The 16,295-nt window shown below is 65.8% G+C and carries 11 protein-coding genes and 2 riboswitches; of the genes, 4 read left to right on the forward strand and 7 right to left on the reverse strand.

Annotated features, from left to right (window positions below):
* Position 1 precedes the first annotated feature (1 nt).
* The 4 genes from API01S_RS14100 (at position 2) to gcvP (ending at position 5,855) form a co-directional block, all read left to right on the forward strand.
* Entirely contained in the window at positions 2-895 is an 894-nt protein-coding gene (locus API01S_RS14100; protein WP_050729562.1) for a ZIP family metal transporter, read from the forward strand.
* A gap of 91 nt (positions 896-986) precedes the next feature.
* Positions 987-1,082: riboswitch (glycine riboswitch) on the forward strand.
* Between the two features lie 34 nt (positions 1,083-1,116).
* Positions 1,117-1,238, forward strand: a riboswitch (glycine riboswitch).
* 91 nt (positions 1,239-1,329) lie between these two features.
* Complete coding sequence (gene gcvT, locus API01S_RS14105) at positions 1,330-2,430, forward strand: glycine cleavage system aminomethyltransferase GcvT (protein ID WP_061304900.1); 1,101 nt, start codon at positions 1,330-1,332, stop codon at positions 2,428-2,430.
* A 101-nt stretch (positions 2,431-2,531) separates the two neighbouring features.
* Entirely contained in the window at positions 2,532-2,909 is a 378-nt protein-coding gene (gene gcvH, locus API01S_RS14110; RefSeq protein WP_006221737.1) for a glycine cleavage system protein GcvH, read from the forward strand.
* A 72-nt stretch (positions 2,910-2,981) separates the two neighbouring features.
* Positions 2,982-5,855, forward strand: a complete 2,874-nt coding sequence (gene gcvP / locus API01S_RS14115) for an aminomethyl-transferring glycine dehydrogenase (protein ID WP_061304902.1) — start codon at positions 2,982-2,984, stop codon at positions 5,853-5,855.
* A gap of 137 nt (positions 5,856-5,992) precedes the next feature.
* Here the strand turns inward: gcvP and API01S_RS14120 are convergent, their stop codons facing one another.
* The 7 genes from API01S_RS14120 to API01S_RS14150 form a co-directional block, all read right to left on the reverse strand.
* The gene (locus API01S_RS14120; protein ID WP_061304904.1) at positions 5,993-7,954 is read right to left on the reverse strand and encodes a DUF945 family protein; all 1,962 of its coding nucleotides are present in this window, start codon (positions 7,952-7,954) and stop codon (positions 5,993-5,995) included.
* A gap of 237 nt (positions 7,955-8,191) precedes the next feature.
* On the reverse strand, positions 8,192-9,667 hold the full coding sequence (locus API01S_RS14125) for a M81 family metallopeptidase (protein ID WP_061304905.1): 1,476 nt from the start codon (positions 9,665-9,667) through the stop codon (positions 8,192-8,194).
* A 27-nt stretch (positions 9,668-9,694) separates the two neighbouring features.
* Positions 9,695-11,104 carry an amidase gene (locus API01S_RS14130; protein WP_061304907.1) on the reverse strand — a complete coding sequence of 470 codons (1,410 nt, stop codon included), beginning with the start codon at positions 11,102-11,104 and terminating at the stop codon, positions 9,695-9,697.
* A gap of 36 nt (positions 11,105-11,140) precedes the next feature.
* Complete coding sequence (locus tag API01S_RS14135; RefSeq protein WP_061305575.1) at positions 11,141-12,832, reverse strand: ABC transporter ATP-binding protein; 1,692 nt, start codon at positions 12,830-12,832, stop codon at positions 11,141-11,143.
* Positions 12,833-12,837: 5 nt separating this feature from the next.
* Positions 12,838-13,743: an ABC transporter permease gene (locus tag API01S_RS14140; RefSeq protein WP_061304909.1), complete on the reverse strand. Its 906-nt coding sequence runs from the start codon at positions 13,741-13,743 to the stop codon at positions 12,838-12,840.
* 9 nt (positions 13,744-13,752) lie between these two features.
* Complete coding sequence (locus API01S_RS14145; protein ID WP_006221729.1) at positions 13,753-14,694, reverse strand: ABC transporter permease; 942 nt, start codon at positions 14,692-14,694, stop codon at positions 13,753-13,755.
* A 27-nt stretch (positions 14,695-14,721) separates the two neighbouring features.
* Complete coding sequence (locus API01S_RS14150; RefSeq protein WP_050729557.1) at positions 14,722-16,287, reverse strand: ABC transporter substrate-binding protein; 1,566 nt, start codon at positions 16,285-16,287, stop codon at positions 14,722-14,724.
* Positions 16,288-16,295 lie beyond the last annotated feature (8 nt).

A 16,295-nucleotide genomic window follows, 5' to 3' on the forward strand; every position in this document is an offset into this window, starting at 1 on the left:
CATGAACACATTCAGCCGTCACCGCGTGCGTCCCGCGGCCACCAGCATCAGCGTGTGGACCCTGGCCGTTCTGGTGTCCTGCCTGGCGATGCACCAGCTGTGGGCCTACCTGGACGTGCGCGCGCCCCACGTCGCCGATGCCCTGTTGGGCGGGCTGGTGGCGGCAGCCGCCACGGCGCTGGGCACCGTGCCCATCCTGTTCGCCCGCACGATTCCGCAGAAGGTCCAGGACAGCATGTTCGGCTTCGGCGCGGGCGTCATGCTCGCGGCCAGCGCGTTTTCGCTGGTGGCGCCAGGCATCGAGGCGGCCAAGAGCCAGGGCATGGGTCCCTGGGGCGCGGGGCTGACGGTAGGGGCGGCCATCCTGCTGGGCGCGGCGGTGCTGCTGATCATGGACCGCACCTTGCCGCACGAACACTTCATCAAAGGGCGCGAGGGCATCGAGGCACGCCGGCTGCGTCGCGCGTGGCTGTTCGTCATCGCCATCACCCTGCACAACCTGCCCGAGGGCCTGGCCATCGGCGTGGGCTACGCGGGCAACGACCCGGTGCGCGGCACGGCGCTGGCCACCGGCATCGCCATCCAGGACGTGCCGGAGGGGCTGGTGGTGGCGGTGGCGCTGCTGGCGGCCGGCTACAAGCGTGCGTTCGCCGTGGCGCTGGGCATGTTGTCGGGTCTGGTCGAGCCGCTGGGGGCGGTGCTGGGCGCGGCCATCGTCGGCTGGTCGCTGCTGCTGCTGCCCTGGGGCCTGGGCTTTGCCGCCGGCGCCATGTTGTTTGTCATCAGCCACGAAATCATTCCCGAATCGCACCGCAAGGGTCACGAGGTCTACGCCACCTGCGGCTTGATGCTGGGCTTCGTGCTGATGATGTTGCTGGATACCGCGCTGGGCTAGGGCTAGGGCTGGCGCGGTTCGGCCGGCCGGCGGCCTCGGAAATCGCGCTTTTCCGGTGCTTGTTTTCGTTGTATGCTTGGCGCCGCTGTCACGCATGTCTGCGGGAGAGAGCGCCCCTTTTTCAGGGTCGCCGCCGAAGGCGCAATTCGCCCAGAATCGCTCAGGTAACCGATACCGCACATGCTTGCCCCGTCCCGGTTTTTCAACCGGTCGATAGGGCAAAACAGTACTCTGGAGAGACCTGGCGCCGCCCCGAATTCGGGACACAGCGAGCAGCCCAGGCGCCGAAGGTGCAAACCCGCAACGCGGGGCAACTCTCAGGCAAAAGGACAGAGGGGCGGAAGATTCAGCCGTGGCCGTGTGGGCGCAAGCGCTCGTCACGACCGGCATTCCGTAACCCTGGCAAGCCATTGCCGTCCCGGAGTTTTTCGCGCATGTCCGCAACCCTCAAACGCACCCCGCTGGCCGACGAACACATCGCCTCTGGCGCCCGAATGGTCGATTTCGGCGGCTGGGACATGCCCCTGGCCTACGGCTCGCAGCTTGAGGAACACCACGCGGTGCGCCAGGACGCCGGCATGTTCGACGTTTCCCACATGCTGAACGTGGACGTCGCCGGCCCGGACGCCTTCGCCTTTCTGCAACGCCTGGTCGCCAACGACGTGGCCAAGCTGACCGTGCCCGGCAAGGCGCTGTATTCGTGCATGCTGAACCCGCAGGGCGGCGTCATCGATGACCTGATCATCTATTTCTTCGCGGCCGACGAATGGCGCGTGGTGGTCAATGCCGGCACCGCCGACAAAGACGTCGCCTGGATGCAGCGCGTGAAGCAGGCCGGCAATTTCGACGTCGCCATCACCCCGCGCCGCGATCTGGCCATGGTGGCCGTGCAGGGCCCGAACGCTCGCGCCAAGGTCTGGGCCGCGCGCCCCGCATGGCAGGCCGCCACCGAAGCACTGACCCCGTTCGTCGCCGCCCGCATCGACGGCGACACGCTGGTCGCGCGCACGGGCTACACCGGCGAAGACGGTTTTGAAATCGTCCTGCCCGCGGCAGACGTGGTGCAACTGTGGCGCGACCTTGCCGCCCAGGGCGTGCGCCCGGCCGGCCTGGGCGCGCGCGACACGCTGCGCCTGGAAGCCGGCATGAACCTGTACGGCCAGGACATGGACGAACTGACCCAGCCCGACCAGGCCGGCCTGACCTGGACCGTCTCTTTGAAAAACGCCGAACGCCGCTTCATCGGCCGCGACGCGCTGGAGCAATTCGCCTCCCCGGCCGCCTTTGTCGGCCTGAAGCTGCAAGAGCGCGGCGTGATGCGCGCCCACATGGCCGTGCGCTGCGCGGGCGGCACGGGCGAACTCACCAGCGGCACCATGTCGCCCACGCTGGGCGTGTCGATCGGCTTTGCCCGCCTGCCGCAAGGCGTGCGTCCGGGCGATACGGTCGAGGTCGACATCCGTGGCAAATGGGTGCCCGCGCTGGTCTGCAAACTGCCCTTCGTCCGTAACGGCAAAGCCGTCGAACACTCGTAAACTCGAAGCTTCGCGCGAACGCCGGCCCCTTGCGGGCGCCTGCCGTTCACGCGAGGCGCGCAACACCATTCATCTACCCCGTATTCCCTAGAGGATTTCCCATGAGCCTGCCCACCGATCGCAAGTACACCCAGTCCCACGAATGGGTCAAAGCCGAAGGCGACGTGTTCGTCGTCGGCATCACCGACACCGCCCAGGACCAATTGGGCGACCTGGTTTTCGTTGGCGACGTCAAGGTCGGCGCCAAGTTGAACGCGGGCGAAACCGCTGGCGTGGTCGAATCGGTCAAGGCCGCTTCCGACATCTACGCACCCGTCGCCGGCGAAATCGTTGCCTTCAACGACGAACTGGAAAACAACCCCAGCCTGATCAACGAATCGGCCTTCACCGCCTGGATCTTCAAGATCAAGCCGGTCAACGCCGCCGATGCCGACAAGCTGCTTGACGCTGCCGGCTACGAAGCCGTCGCCAACGGTTAAGCCGGTCCGAGCCGGGCGCGCCGACCTCGTGGCGCGCCGGCTTGCACGATGCACCACCACCCGAGATTGCCCATGTCGCGCGCCCTAGACACCCATACCGACTTCATTCCCCGCCACATCGGCCCGTCCGACGCCGATCAGGCCGCCATGCTCCAAGTGATTGGCAGCAGCAGCCTGGACGCCCTCATCGAGGAAGTCGTTCCCGCCAAGATCCGCAGCCAGGCCCCGCTGGCGCTGCCGCCCTCGCGCAGCGAAACCGACGTGCTGGCCGAACTGAAGCAGATCGCGGGCCGCAACAAGGTCTTTCGCAACTACATCGGCCAGGGCTACTACGGCACGCAGACGCCCAACGTCGTACTGCGCAACATTCTTGAGAACCCCGCCTGGTACACGGCCTACACGCCTTACCAGCCGGAGATCTCGCAGGGCCGTCTTGAAGCCCTGCTGAACTACCAGACCATGGTTGCCGACCTGACCGGGCTGGACATCTCCAACGCCTCGCTGCTGGACGAAAGCACCGCCGCCGCTGAAGCCATGACGCTGGCTCGCCGGGGCGCCAAGTCGCAAAGCCCGGTGTTCTTCATTTCGCGCCACGTGCACCCGCAAACCATCGAAGTCGTGCGCACGCGCGCCGAAGGCCTGGGTCTGGAAATCACGGTGGGTGACGAGGCCCAGGGCCTGCCCGAGTGCTTTGGCGTGCTGCTGCAATACCCGCACAGCACCGGCTCGGTGTCCGACTACCGCAAGCTGGCCGAAGCCGCCCACGCGCAAGGCGCGGTGGTCGCTTGCGCCACCGACCTGCTGGCGCTGGCGCTCTTGGCCGCCCCGGGCGAGTGGGGCGCGGACATCGCCATCGGATCGGCGCAACGCTTTGGCGTGCCGTTCGGCTTTGGCGGCCCGCACGCCGGCTTCATGGCCTGCAAGGATGCCTTCAAGCGCAACATGGCCGGCCGTCTGGTTGGCGTGTCCAAGGACGCGCAAGGCAATCCGGCGATGCGCCTGGCGCTGCAAACGCGCGAACAGCACATCCGCCGCGAGAAAGCCACGTCCAACATCTGCACCGCGCAGGTGCTGCTGGCCGTGATGGCCGGCATGTACGCCGTGTGGCACGGCCCGCAAGGCATCCGCCGCATCGCCGAGCGCGTGCAGCGCAGCACCGCCATCCTGCGTGGCGAACTCATCAAGCTGGGCGTGAAGGTCGTGAACGACACGTTCTTCGACACGCTGTTGCTGGAAACCGGCGCCGCCACTCCGGCCATCCTGACGGCCGCCGAGTGCGAACACATCAACCTGCGCCGCGTCGACGGCGCGCGCTTGGCGGTGTCGCTGGACGAAACGGTCACCGTGGACGACCTGCAAGCGCTGGTCAACGTCTTCGCCGCCGGCCTGGAACGCGATGACGTCGAACTGGACATCGACGCGCTGGACGCCGCCGCCGCTGGCGGCATCCCCGCATCGGTCGCGCGCGAAAGCGCCATCCTGAAGCACCCCATCTTCTCCAGTGTGCAATCCGAAACCGACATGCTGCGCTACCTGCGCAAGCTGGCCGACAAGGACCTGGCGCTGGACCGCACGATGATCCCGCTGGGTTCGTGCACGATGAAGCTGAACGCCACCGCCGAGATGATCCCGATCACCTGGCCCGAGTTCGCGCTGATCCACCCGTTCGCGCCCGCCTCGCAAAGCCAGGGCTACAACGAACTGATCGATCGCCTGTCGGCCGCGTTGTGCGAAATCACCGGCTACGACAACATCAGCCTGCAACCGAATTCCGGCGCGCAGGGCGAATACGCCGGCCTGCTGGCGATTCGCGGCTACCACCAGGCCAACGGCCAGCATCAGCGCAACGTCTGCCTGATCCCGTCGTCGGCGCACGGCACCAACCCCGCGTCGGCCCAGTTGGCCGGCATGGACGTGGTGGTGGTGGCCTCCGACAGCAACGGCAACGTCGATCTGGCCGACCTGCGCGCCAAGATTGCGCAAGTGGGCGACAAGCTCGCCGCGCTGATGATCACCTATCCGTCCACGCACGGCGTGTTCGAGGAAGCCGTCACCGAAATCTGCGATCTGGTCCATCAGGCCGGCGGCCAGGTCTACCTGGACGGCGCCAACATGAACGCGATGGTCGGCGTGGCACAGCCCGGCAAGTTCGGTTCCGACGTGTCCCACCTGAACCTGCACAAGACGTTCTGCATTCCGCACGGCGGCGGCGGCCCCGGCGTGGGCCCCGTGGCGGTGCGCGCGCATCTGGCGCCGTATCTGCCGGGCGTGGTGAACGAACAAGGCAAGCTGCCTGGCGAGGCCAAGGTCGGCCCGGTCTCGGCCGCGCCGTTCGGCTCGGCCGGCATCCTGCCGATCCCGTTCGTGTACATCGCGCTGATGGGCGCCGACGGCCTGCGCCGCGCGACCGAAGTGGCCATCCTGAACGCCAACTACATCGCCACCCGCCTGCGCGACCACTACCCCGTGCTGTACGCGGGCCGCAATGGCCGCGTGGCGCACGAGTGCATCCTGGATGTGCGTCCGTTGAAGGAAACCAGCGGCATCAGCGCCGAAGACATCGCCAAGCGCCTGATGGACTACGGCTTCCACGCGCCGACCATGAGCTTCCCGGTGGCTGGCACCTTGATGGTCGAGCCCACCGAATCCGAAGGCGTGGCCGAGCTTGACCGCTTCATCGACGCGATGATCTCCATCCGCGAAGAAATCGCCCAGGTCGAACGCGGCGAACGCGACCGCGAGGACAACGTCCTGAAGAACGCGCCGCACACCGCGCAGATGCTGCTGGCCGAAGAATGGCTGCACGACTACCCGCGCCAGCAGGCCGCCTACCCGGTCGCCTCGCTGCGCGAAGCCAAGTACTGGCCGCCGGTTGCGCGTGTGGACAACGCCTACGGCGACCGCAACCTGGTCTGCGCCTGCCTGCCGATCGAAGCCTACGCCTGACGCGGGCACGTGGCGTCGGGCCTCGGTCCGGCGCCTCTTGCTCTTGTGGCAAGGCAATGAAAAATGCCTCCATCTTGCGATGGAGGCATTTTTTTATCGGCGCAGGCGGCGAATCGTGCGCCGCGTACTGGGTCCGCTTACTTCGCCGGTGCGGCCTGCGCCGCCGCGTTGAAGTCTTCGGCGATGCTGATGAAAGTGTTCAGCAGGATTTGCAGGTTGTCCTTGCCAATCCCGCCTTCGGCGTTCATGTCCATTTGCAGCACGGCCTGGTTGTTGTTGTCCAGGTAGGCGCGGGTCCAGCGGTATTCCTGGTTCCAGCTGTTGATCGCCTTCAAGGACATCGGCTTCTTGGTCTTGTACGTGGCCGTCATGACCAGGTCCAGGCACTTTTCAGTGAAGTCGTTGCACAGGAATTCCAGGCGCAGATCGCTGGCGCCGGTGGTGCCCGGGTCGAGCACCAGCACGGGGCCTTCATCGCCGTCCTGCTTGTTGGCGGTGATGCCCATGTCGTCCAGCAGGCTGCTGACGGTGTCCAGGCTGAAGTCCTGCATCACGCCCGTGGCGGCAGGCGTGGCGCCTTCGGCCGGTTCTTCCTGGCCCATGCCGGGCATGGGTTCGTCTGCGTCATCGCCCATGGAGCCCATGCCGGCAGCGCCGAGCAGGCCGCTGAACAGTTCGTCGGCGGGGATTTCCTTGCCGTTCAGGTTGCCCATGCCGTCCGCGTACGTGAACTTGCCGACGATGTTGTCGCCGTCGTTCTTGCCCACGTTGAACATTTCGGCCATGCCCGACATCTGGCGCACGGTCTGGTCGGCGTCTTCGGCGGCCTTCTCGGGGGTCAGCCCTTCCTTCTTGACGGCGTATTGCGCAACCAGGTCCTGCACCATCGGCTTGGAAATGATGAGCGTGGCGTCGATGCGCTTGATGGCCTTGGCGGCGATCTCTTGCGGCGTCAGGTTCTTGGCGTCGGGCGGGTTGGCCAGATCCAGCGTGAAGTTCAGCTTGCTTTCGCCCTTGGCGGTCTTCCAGCTGATCGGATCGATGCTGAACGACGGATTGCCCGCCAGCAGCTTGCCGGCGCTATCGAGCATGGTCTGGAACTGTTCGTCCTTCAGGCCTTCGTCTTCGGTCTGCGCCATGTATTGGCGCATCAGCTGGTTGTACGTGTCCGACAACTGCTTGACGGCCTGGCCGTCAAGCTTGGCCAGCTTGATCACGGCCTGGCCGTTGCCCAGCGCCACGTCGTTGACGGTGATGTCGCCCGTTTGATAGGCAGCTTGCACGTTGATCGACTTGTCGTCTTCGGACAGCTTCACGCCATAGCTGAAATTGTCCAGCGACAGCTTGACGTCATCCTGCTTGCGCGTGACGTCGATGCGCTTGATCTTCAAGCCCGAATCGCCCATCGACACGCCGAACTTGCCCATGTGGCTGTTCACGTCCATCGTCAGGCCGGTGATCGCCATGACCACCGGGTCATTGCTTTTCGTGCCGTCGATGGCCAGCTTGTCCATCACGCCCTGTGCGGTGACGCCTTGCAGCTCGCGGTCGAACGAGCCGGTGATCTGCATGCCGCTGAAGTCGATCGTGTTGCCTTGCAGCGAGGTCGAGACCGGCGCGATCTTCGACGTGGAAGTCGTCGTGCCGCTGTAGCTGACCATCGCGTCGCTGATGAGCGGCGATACGTCCTTGGTCAGCGCGAACACTTCCTTCAGGTTGTCGGTCTTGGCGACCTCGGCGTGCACGAAGGCCAGCTTGGGGGCGAGCGCGCCGCGCGACAGCGCGGTCTTGGGGAACGGGCCGTGTTCGATGACGGCATCGAATTCGATCATGCCGGCAGGCATGGCGTCCGGGCTCTTGTCGTTCTTGACCAGCGACAGGCCGTAGCGCGCCTGGGTCGAGAACAGGCTGCGGTCGTACTTGAGCTGATCGATGCGCAGGCCGAACAGCGGGGTCAGCTTGGCCAGCTTTTCGTTGGCTTCTGCCAAGTGGCGTTGCGAGCTTTCCTCAATGCGCTTGCCGGTATACCACGTGGCGCCTACCCAGCTTCCCGCTCCCACTATGACCACGCCGAGGGTGATCGCTACGCTCTTTTTCATCGTTCTGCTTTTTCGTTGATTATCGAGTCATATCCGGCAGACGGGGCATTGCACCGTCGCGGCTGGTTTCCCAGGCGCGGCTGCCGGCATACACGCATTCATCGGCCTGTAAGGGCCCGCGCCGGAGTATACCGATGGGTTACGACACCCGACCGTGCGCGCAGTTACTGAAGATTTCAAAATGAAAAACCGGCGATCTGCGCCGGTTTTTTGTCGACAATTTGCCGAATGCGCCGCCTACAGCGGATCCAGCGGGTAGATCGGTCGGCGCACATGCTTGAATTCAAGCTGGCCGTAGTCGGACGTGGTCACGCCCACGCCGGTGCATTCGATCACCTCGGTCGCCATGTCCGAGAAGCCGGCGCGCCAGTGCACGCGGCTTTTCAGCACCACGTAGCGCTTTTGCAGCGGGTCGATGCCGGCGGACAACAGGCAGTTGATGTCGAAGGGTTCCTGGTGGCGCGAGACCACCACGATCTCGACCCGGCCGGTGTCGATCACCACGGTCAGGCCCGTGTCGTTGCGCACGCCTCGATACATGGGGCCCCGATTCAGGTACACGCCATCGAACACCAGCTTGACGCGGCCCGTCACTTCCAACGGTTCGCTCGGCTGCTTGATCGCAGGCATGGGCAGCTTGCCGCCCAGCTTCAAGGTGATGGTCTTGCCCACGCCCGCCGCGGCGGCTTCGGTGGCGGCCTGGGGGTCGCAGATGGCGTAGAACACCACGTTGTCCAATTCCTGGCGCAGCACTTCGGCCAGCACGGCCGTGGTGTCCATGGTGCCGCCCGAGCCGGTGTTGTCGAAGTGGTCCAGCAGCACCACCGGGCCTTGCTCGATCTGCTTGGCCCGGGCGATGGTCGGAGCCAGCGGTTCGGGGTGGAACACCCAGTCGGCGCGGCCCGTCCAGGCGCGCTCCAGCAGTTCGTCGCGGTGGCGTTCGGCCTCTTGCAGGTTGCCGTCGGTACAGACCACGGCGCTCAGGCCCGCTTCGCGGATGTCCGCATGCGGAAAGCCCACGAAGACCGAGGCGGCCAGCACGCCGCCCGCTTCCAGTTCCTTGCAGCGTTCTTGTAAGGGCTTGTTGGGCGCGGCGTGGGTGCCCTGGCACATGATGTGCGGCAGCATGGGCTTGTTGGCCCAGCTCATGACGGGTTTGATTTCGCCCTTGAGGGTGCGCACGATGACATTGGCCGCGCGCACGCCGGCTTCCCGGATATCCACGTGGGGATACGTGTGAAAGCCGCTGATGACGGTCGCGTTCTTGACGATGTCGTCATAGATGTTGGCGTGCATGTCCAGCGTGACCGCCACGGGCGTGGTCGGGTCGATTTCGCGCAGGCGGCGCAGCAGGTCGCCCTCGGCGTCCTCGACGCCTTCGGCGACCATCGCGCCATGCAGATCCAGCAGGATGGCGTCGAAGCCGCCCAGCTTGACCTGGTCCAGCACCAGCGTGCACAAGCGCTCATGCGTGTCGGCGCTGGTGGGGCCGCTGGGCCAGGACTCGGCCGCTACAGGCACGACCATTTCCGCGCCCTCGCGGCGCGCCACTTCGATGTACCCGCCCAGGCCGCTGTCGGTGTTCTCGTAGGCCTTGATGGCGCGGTCGCCAGCCAGGATCTCGGGACTGCCTCGGAAAAAACGTTCAAGCGGGGTCGGCACGGGCGAATAGGTATTCGTCTCGTGCTTGATCATTGCCAATAGCCAACGCATGGGAATTCCTGTGGTTGCTGTGGAAAGTCAGATCGGTTTGGGAGGCTGCGGCCACGGGAGCTGGGCGGGGCGCATCTGTTCCCAGGCGCGCGCCACGCGCAGTACGCCCAGGTCGTCAAAGCGCGCGCCGGCGATTTGCAGGCCGATGGGCAGCCCGGCTCGCGTGTAGCCGCAATTGACGGAGGCGGCGGGCTGCTCGCTCATGTTGAAAGGCAGCGTGTAGCCGATGTGGTGCATGGTCGTGGCCACTTCGTTGGTGGGCGAAGGCCATTCGGCGTTGTACGCCACCACGGGCGCGACCGGCGACAGCACGTAGTCGAAGGGAGCGCAGGCGGCCACGGTCTTGGCGCGCACGTTCAAGGTTTCGTAGTAGCTCTTGAAGACGGCCTCGCCGCTTTGGCCGCCGCCGCTTTCCGCCCAGGTGCGGATGAAGGGCAGGATCTTTGCGCGGCGTGCTTCGGGCAGCGCGGCCAGGTCGATGGCCGAGCGCGTGCGCCAGAAGCGGTCCACGCCCTCCAGCATGTCGGGCGTCATCCAGGGCAGCATCGGCGTGACGATGGCGCCGGCGGCTTCGAAGGCTTGCGCGGCGTCTTGCACGGCTTCGCGCACTTCGGGGTCCAGCGGCAGGCCGCAGCCCGCATCCATCAGCAGGCCGATGCGCAAGCCTTTGAGGTCTTGCGTCAGGTTCAGCCAGTCGAAGTCCTGGAAGGGCAAGCTCATGTGGTCGCGCGCATCGGGCTGCGACAGCACGCCCATCATCAGCGCGGTGTCGGTGATCGTGCGCGTCATGGGACCGGCGCAGCGGCCCATGAACGGCGGGTCGATGGGAATGCGGCCCAGGCTGGGCTTGAGCGTGGCGATGCCGCACCATGCAGCCGGCAGTCGGACCGAACCGCCGATGTCGGTGCCGATATGCAGCGGGCCATAACCTGCTGCCGCCGCCGCGCCCGCGCCCGCGCTGGAGCCGCCCGGGTTCTTGCTCAGGTCCCAGGGGTTGCGCGTCAATTCGTGAAAGCTGGACAGGCCCGAGGACAGCATGCCGAAGTCCGGCATGGTGGTTTTGCCCAACAGCACCGCGCCGGCTTCGCGCATGCGGGCGGCAGGCGGGGCGTCGGCGGCGGCGGGCGTCAGTTCGGTGGCGGCGGTGCCCAGCGGCACGGGCGTGCCGCGCGTGGCGATGTTTTCCTTGATGGTGGCGGGCACGCCATCCAGGCTATAGCCGCCCGCCGCTTGCGGCTCGCCTTTCATCCAGCGGGCTTCGGATTGCCGCGCCTGCGCCAGCGCACCCTCGGGGTCCAGCGCATAGGTGGCCTTCAGGTGCGGTTCCCAGCGCTCGATGTGTTCGAGCACCGAGCGCGTGGCTTCCACGGGCGACAAAGTCTTGTCGCGATAGGCTTGCAGCAGTTCCTGGGCGGACAGTTCGTACGGTTGTGACATCTCGGTTCCAGTGTTGCGAAGGCGGCAATCAGACGGTCAGGGCGCGGTGGCTTGCGCCAGCGTGGCCGCGACGGGACGGAAGTTGCGGAAGTCCCAGTCGCGCCCGGGCGCCGCGTCGATCAGCGCGCGCGTGTACTCGTGGCGCGGCTCGGTCAACACGGTTTCGGCCGAACCGGTTTCCACCACCTTGCCGCGTTGCATGACCATGATGGTGTCGCAGATCTGCGCGGCCACGCGCAAGTCGTGCGTGATGAACAGCACGCCCACGCCGGTGCGTTGGCGCACTTGTTCCAGCAGTTCCAGCACTTGCGCCTGCACGGATACGTCCAGCGCCGACACGGCTTCATCGGCCACCAGAATTTCCGGGTCCATGACGAGCGCGCGCGCGATGCAGATGCGCTGGCGCTGTCCGCCCGAAAACTGATGCGGGTAGCGCCGCATGGCGTCGGGGCTCAGGCCCACGACGGTCAGCGTTTCGCCCGCGCGCTTCAGCGCCTGGTCGCGCGGCATGCCGAAGTTGAGCAGCCCTTCGATGATGGATTCGCCCACGGTGCGGCGCGGGTTCAACGAGCGGTAGGGGTCCTGGAACACGATCTGGATGCGGCGGCGCACGGGGCGCAGCGCCGAGCCGGACAAGGTGCTGAGGTCTTCGCCGCCCATCATCATGTGGCCGGCCGTGGGTTCGATCAGGCGCACGATGCAACGCGCCACCGTCGACTTGCCCGAACCGGACTCGCCGACGATGCCCAGGATCTCGCCCTTGCGCAGCGTCAGGTTGACGTCGGTAGCGGCCACGACGTGTTGCGCCGCGCGCCGCGAAAACATCGAGCTCTTGCCCGCGTAGGTGCGGCCCAGGCCCTTGACGTGCAGCACCGGCTGGCCGTCCGGCGCGTCGCGGCGCGTGGGCACCAGGCTGGGCACGGAAGACACCAACCGGCGCGTATAGGACTGCTTGGGTTCGGCCAGGATCTCGTTGCGCGTGCCGCTTTCGATAAGGTCGCCCCGGTTCATCACCACGATGCGATCCGAGATTTCGGCCACCACGCCGAAGTCGTGCGTGATGAACAGCACGGCGGTCTTGTGCTTGACCTGAAGTTCCTTGATGAGCGCCAGGATCTGCTTTTGCGTCGTCACGTCCAGCGCGGTGGTGGGCTCGTCGGCGATCAGCAGCTTGGGTTCGAGAATCAGCGCCATCGCAATCACGATGCGCTGGCGCTGGCCGCCTGACAGTTGATGCGGGTAGGCTTCGAAGATACGTTCGACGTCGGGCAGATGCACCGACTGGAACATGTCCAGCACCTTGGCGCGGCGCTCGGCGGCGCTCATGCCCTTGCGGTGCAGGCGCAGCACCTCGTCAACCTGCTTGCCCACGGTATGCACCGGGTTCAGCGCGGTCATCGGTTCCTGGAACACCATGGCCATGCGGGTCGCGCGCATCTCGCGCAGCCGCCGCTGCGATGCGGTGGCGACGTCTTCGCCTTCGACGCGGATCGAGCCCGCGCTGATGGACAGGATGCCCTGGGGCAGCAGGCCCATCACAGCCAGCGACGTCACTGATTTGCCAGAACCGGATTCGCCAACCACGCACACCGTTTCGCCGGCGTGCACGTCCAGGCTCAGGTTGCGCACGACGCGGTTGCCCGCGCCGGCCACTTCCACGGACAGGTTGCGAATGGCCAGGATGGCGGACGAGGTATCGCCCGCGGGGGGAGTAGGGGAGTAGGTCATCGGCATCAGATCCTGCGCACCATTTTCGGGTCCAGCGCATCGCGCAGGGCGTCACCCAGGATGTTCACACTGAGCACAGTCAGCGACAGGAACAGGCCGGGAAAGAGAATCAGGCCGGGCAGCATGCGGAAGTACATGCGGCCTTCGGACATGATGTTGCTCCACGACGCGATCTCGGGCGGGATGCCCGCACCCAGGAAGCTGAGGATGGCCTCGGTCAGCATCGCCGAGGCGAACACGTAGGTGCCCTGCACCGTCAGCGGCGCGATGGTGCTGGGCACCATGTGGCGCCAGAGCAGCAGCGGCAGCGGCGTACCCAGCGCCAGCGCGGCTTCCACATAGGGCTCGCCGCGCACCGTCAGGATCTGCCCGCGCACCAGCCGCACCACCCGGGGAATCTCCGGGATGGTGATGGCGACGAGCACGGTCGTGATGCTGGCGCCGGTGACGGAAACCAGGGCAATCGCCAGCAGGATGCCGGGTATCGCCATGATGGCGTCCATCGTGCGCATGATCAGCCCGTCCAGCGAACGGAACCAGCCGGCGATGACGCCGATGACCAGCCCGATGACGACGCTGACGACCGCCGCGCCCAGGCCCGCGATCAGCGAGATGCGCGCGCCGTAGGCCACACGCGACCAGACGTCACGACCGAAGGCGTCGGTGCCGAACAGATAGTCGGTGAACGGTTGTTTCAGCCGTGAACCGGGGTTGATGAGCGTGGGATCGACCGTGCCCAGCAGCGGCGCGAACACGGCGATGGCGACGATGGTGACCAGCACCACCAGCGCCAGCATGACCGGCCAGCTTTTCAGGCCCTGGCGCACTTGCCGCCAGGCGGTGACTTGAGGATTGCCGCCTCCGGGGAGGTCGGCGGCCGCCTGCGCGGCGGCATCGGTTGGCGTGTGCATGGCTCTTCCCTAGTAGCGGATGCGCGGGTCGAACACCGTGTAGGCGCAATCGACAACCAGATTGATGAACACGTAGACGAACGCGAAGAACAGCGTCAGTCCCTGGATGACGGGGTAGTCGCGCGCCAGCACGGCTTCGACCACCAACCGGCCCAGGCCGGGGATGTTGAACACCGATTCGGTCACGACCACGCCGCTGATCAGCAGCGCGATGCCCAGGCCCACCACCGTGGCGATGGGCACCGCCGCGTTGCGCAGCGCATGGCCCAGCAGCACGCCGGTTTCGCCCAGCCCCTTGGAGCGCGCCGTGCGGATGAAGTCCTCGCCCATGACTTCGATGACGCTGGTGCGCGTGATGCGCGCGATCAACGCCACGTAGACCGTGGACAGGGCCAGCGACGGCAGGATGAGCCGGTGCAGATACGGCCAGAAGCCCTTGGCCAGCGGCGCATAGCCCTGCACGTTGAACCAGCCCAGCTTGATGGAGAACAGCCAGATCAACAGGTAGCCCGTGACGAAGACCGGGACGGAGAAGCCCAGCACCGAAAAGCCCATCACCGCGCGGTCCAGCAGCTTGCCCTGCCGCCACGCCGCCAGGATGCCCAGCGGAATGGCGACCAGCAGCGTGAAGACCAGGGTCAGCACCGCCAGGCTCAACGACGGTTCAAGGCGTTGCGCGATCAGCTTGGTGACCGGCACGCCGGACATGAGCGAGGTGCCCAGATCGCCTTGCAGGAGCTTGCCGCCCCAGATGAAGAACTGCTTGATGACCGGTTGGTCCAGGCCCATCGTCTGGCGTATCTGGACGATACGTTCAGGCGTGGCGCCGTCGCCCGCCATGATGATGGCCGGATCGCCCGGGCTGAAACGCAATATCGCGAAGACCACCACCGCGACCATCACCAGAACGGGGATGGTCGCGAGGAGCCGGCGTGAGACAAATGCCAGCATGTATTTCCCCCTGAACTGCTTGCCCCTTTAAGGAGCTTTTTTGACGTTCCAGAACGCAAAGACCGGTGCGTGCACCAGGCCGGAGAGCTTGGTCGAGTAGACGGTGGGCACGGACATCTGGCCCAGCGGCACGTACAGGCCTTCGTCGATGCCGATGCGCTGGAGCTCGTCGGCGATCTTCTTTTGCTCGGCGGGGTCGGAGGTCAGCGCGAACTTGGTGCGCAATTCTTCGACCTGCGGCATGTCGGGCCAGCCGAACCAGGCGTTGTCGCCGTTGGCGGCGGCAGGCGCGGAACGGACCGGGTCCATCACGTCGGTGGCATACCAGTTGGTGTTGTGGATGTTCCAGCCGCCTTCAGCCGGCGCCGCCTTCGAGGCGCGGCGCGTGGCCACGCTTTGCCAGTCCATCGCGGCCAGGTTGACGTTGAAGCCTGCCTTGCGCAGCGCCTGCGCCATCACCACCGGCTGGGCGGACAGCGTGCCCACGTCGGTCGCGTGCATGAGCAGCACGGGCGTGTTGTCGTAGCCGGCTTCCTTGAGCAGGGCCTTGGCCTTCTCGATGTTCGACGGCACGACGACGTCCTTGCCGATGTCGCTTTCGAACGGCGTGCCGCAGCCCCACAGCGATGCGCAGGTCTTCCAGTACTTGGGATTGCCCACCAGCGCCTTCATCACGTCTTCCTGGCCGATGGCGTACATCGCGGCCTGGCGGATCTTCTTGTTGTTGAAGGGCGGGTACTTGAAGTTGAAGCGGTACATCGTGAAGTAGCCGACCGGACTGAGCGACTCTTCTTTCAGGTCCGTGTTGCCTTCGATCATCGGCAGCAGGTCATACGGGAACTGTTCGACGAAATCGATTTCGCCGCCCAGCAGCGCGTTGGCGGTGGTCAGCGCGTCGGGCATGACGTCCCATTCGACCTTGTCCACGTTCACGACCTTGCCGCCGGCCAGGCCGCTTGCCGGCTCTTTGCGCGGCACGTAGTCGGCGTTCTTGGCATACACCGTTTTCACGCCGGGCTTGAATTCGATGACCTTGAACGGGCCCGAACCGGTCATGTCGGTGATGGGCTGGCCGATGGCTTGTTCGGCGATGCGCTTGGGCATCATGAAGGGTGCGGTGCCGGTGGGCTTGGACAGCGCGCGCAGCGCGAGGTCCGTGGGCTCTTTCATGACGATGCGGAAGTTCTTGTCGTCGATGACTTCGATTTTGTCGGTGAACTTGAGCAGCGTGCGGCCCATGCCGTCGCCGGCGGCCCAGCGCTTGATCGATGCGACGCAGTCTTCGGACGTGACGGGCTTGCCGTCATGCCATTTCTGGCCGTCGCGCAAGGTCATCGTGTAGGTCTTGCCGTCCGGCGAGACTTCCCACTTCTCAAGCATTTGCGGCTGGATCTTGTTGTCGGCGTCGGTGGCCAGCAAGGTGTCGTAGATCATGTAGCCGTGCCACGTCGTGATGTACGCGGTGGTGGCGTGCGGGTCGGTCAAACGCAAGGGCGAGTGCATCACGGACTTGATGACGGTCTCGGCGTAGGCGCCGTGAGCCATCATCAACGTTGCACCGGCCAGCGCGGCCGCTCGGACAAACTTGAGCATGGAGATTC

The organism is Achromobacter piechaudii NBRC 102461 (assembly GCF_001571245.1).
GTDB lineage: Bacteria > Pseudomonadota > Gammaproteobacteria > Burkholderiales > Burkholderiaceae_B > Achromobacter > Achromobacter piechaudii.

Bases quoted from the DNA above. Each gene is read 5' to 3' on its own strand.
- API01S_RS14100 (WP_050729562.1), top strand. From the start codon at position 2: ATGAACACATTCAGCCGTCACCGCGTGCGTCCCGCGGCCACCAGCATC.
- gcvT (WP_061304900.1), top strand. From the start codon at position 1,330: ATGTCCGCAACCCTCAAACGCACCCCGCTGGCCGACGAACACATCGCC.
- gcvH (WP_006221737.1), top strand. From the start codon at position 2,532: ATGAGCCTGCCCACCGATCGCAAGTACACCCAGTCCCACGAATGGGTC.
- gcvP (WP_061304902.1), top strand. From the start codon at position 2,982: ATGTCGCGCGCCCTAGACACCCATACCGACTTCATTCCCCGCCACATC.
- API01S_RS14120 (WP_061304904.1), bottom strand. From the start codon at position 7,954: ATGAAAAAGAGCGTAGCGATCACCCTCGGCGTGGTCATAGTGGGAGCG.
- API01S_RS14125 (WP_061304905.1), bottom strand. From the start codon at position 9,667: ATGCGTTGGCTATTGGCAATGATCAAGCACGAGACGAATACCTATTCG.
- API01S_RS14130 (WP_061304907.1), bottom strand. From the start codon at position 11,104: ATGTCACAACCGTACGAACTGTCCGCCCAGGAACTGCTGCAAGCCTAT.
- API01S_RS14135 (WP_061305575.1), bottom strand. From the start codon at position 12,832: ATGACCTACTCCCCTACTCCCCCCGCGGGCGATACCTCGTCCGCCATC.
- API01S_RS14140 (WP_061304909.1), bottom strand. From the start codon at position 13,743: ATGCACACGCCAACCGATGCCGCCGCGCAGGCGGCCGCCGACCTCCCC.
- API01S_RS14145 (WP_006221729.1), bottom strand. From the start codon at position 14,694: ATGCTGGCATTTGTCTCACGCCGGCTCCTCGCGACCATCCCCGTTCTG.
- API01S_RS14150 (WP_050729557.1), bottom strand. From the start codon at position 16,287: ATGCTCAAGTTTGTCCGAGCGGCCGCGCTGGCCGGTGCAACGTTGATG.